The sequence below is a fragment of the Mesorhizobium sp. M7A.F.Ca.AU.002.02.1.1 genome (genome assembly GCF_003998535.1).
Lineage (GTDB): Bacteria > Pseudomonadota > Alphaproteobacteria > Rhizobiales > Rhizobiaceae > Mesorhizobium > Mesorhizobium ciceri.
Genome location: NZ_RZPB01001059.1, coordinates 1 through 1,683 on the forward strand (window position 1 = coordinate 1; position 1,683 = coordinate 1,683).

Sequence of the window (1,683 nt, forward strand, 5' to 3'; positions counted from 1 at the left end):
ACAGCGTATGCACCGAGGCCGGCGACAGCCTGCCGAAATAGGTCGGATCGGTGGCGCAGAGATAGCGCTTGGCGGCGACATGCAGCCTGACGCATTCGACGATGACAGGTGGAAAGAACGGCGCCAGCACTTCGCCGCCGGCTTCGTCATGATGCTTGTCCTCGACATCCTCGGGCGAATAGGTGCCGAACTCGCTGGTGTAATGGCCAATGTCGTGCAGCAGCGCCGCCGCCACCAGCTCGTCCGGCGCGCCGTCCTTTTCGGCGAACCAGGCGCCCTGCAGCATGTGCTCCGACATGGTGACGGGTTCGCCGAGGTAGGATTCCGCACCCCGGCGCTCAAAGATGTCGGCAATGAATTCGACGATATTGTCCGCGTTCAAATCCTGGCCGCTCATTCCGCCGCCTCCTTGAACCCGTGTTCTATCGACGCGAGCGTCGACAGCAGGCCATCCTTGTCGGCGTAACAGCCCTGCAGCCAGCGCTTGCCGGTTCCGGAAAACGCCTTGCGGGCGTGCATGACGCGCGTGTTGTCGACGATGAAAGCCTGCCCCGCTTCGAGCTTGAACGTCACTTCGAAGGATGGATCCTCGATCAGTTCGGCGAACCGGCGGTAGGCGGCGTAGTACGCCTCCATGTCGGCGAAGGGCACGTCGACCGTCGGCGCCAGCGAGCGGTTGTTGAAGCGGATGCAGATCAGCTCGCCATCGGGCCCGAGCTCGATCATCGGCCGCTTCGCCTGCAGCCGCACACCGGAAGAGCCGGCATATTCGAAGCGCGCCGGGCATGAGCTCAGCAGCCGGAAGCCTTCCGGGTTCTCAGCCTGCAGCGCAGCCGCGACGGCAAACCCGTCGACGACGCTGGATTCGCCGCCCTCAACCGTATTCTCGATGCAGGACAGGATCTGCAGCGTCGGCACGGGGTCGCGATAGGGATTGTCGGTATGCGCCTGGAGCCCGAGATTGGTGTAGGCGAGATTGCTCGGATTGACCTCGGCGCGCACTTCGAACCAGCGGCCGTAATTGGTCTCCCTGATATAGCCGAACAGATCGGACACCTTGCACAGCGCTCCGGATTCGGCCGGCAGATCGTCCATCACCGCAAAGCCATAGGCTTTCACCGCCGACAGCCATTGCCCCAGCACAGCGCGATCATGGCTGGCCGCAGCATAGCCGGCGCGCGGCACCGAATTCTGCATCGAGGCCTTGGTCCATCGCACGGTGGCCTCGTCTGTCCAGCCGGGCTGGCGGGCCGCGTCACGATCATAGGCATTGGCACTCAGCCATGCCGCCGGGAAACTCACTGTTTTCTGCTCCGGCACGAAGCTGACTTCCAGGGCGCCGCCCTTGAGCGATGCCGCGCCGATCCTGGTGTCGGCGGGAATGTCGAGGATGGTGATCAGCCGTTGGCCATTGCCGGCGCTGCGCGTCTTGTCGTCCAGCGCATTGTCGCGCAGCCACATGGCGTGAAAGCGGCTGCGCGACCCGTCCTTCCAGCCAAGTTCGATTGTTCTACCTTCGTCGCCGATCAGCGCCTGGGTGAGCATGGAGATCCGTTCCTGTCCATTGCGTCCCCCGCAGCTGATCCGCAGGGTTTCGATTGCATGTTGATCGCGCGAGAGGCATAATTCAAATTATCCTTTTTTGGCCAATGACCACGATATACTAATGTCTCGAACCACACC

General features: G+C 62.7%; 2 protein-coding genes. Both read right to left on the reverse strand.

From position 1 onward, the window contains the following. Positions 1-397, reverse strand: a 397-nt coding sequence (locus EN879_RS34950; protein WP_127274663.1) for an HD domain-containing protein, incomplete at its 3' end; no start/stop codon positions are given. After that, the gene (locus tag EN879_RS34955; RefSeq protein ID WP_063168273.1) at positions 394-1,545 is read right to left on the reverse strand and encodes a gamma-butyrobetaine dioxygenase; all 1,152 of its coding nucleotides are present in this window, start codon (positions 1,543-1,545) and stop codon (positions 394-396) included. The genes EN879_RS34950 and EN879_RS34955, both read right to left, overlap by 4 nt. Positions 1,546-1,683: the final 138 nt, after the last annotated feature.

What these genes read in the sequence shown, in the direction of transcription:
- EN879_RS34955 (WP_063168273.1), bottom strand. Translation starts at nt 1,545, where the DNA reads ATGCTCACCCAGGCGCTGATCGGCGACGAAGGTAGAACAATCGAACTT.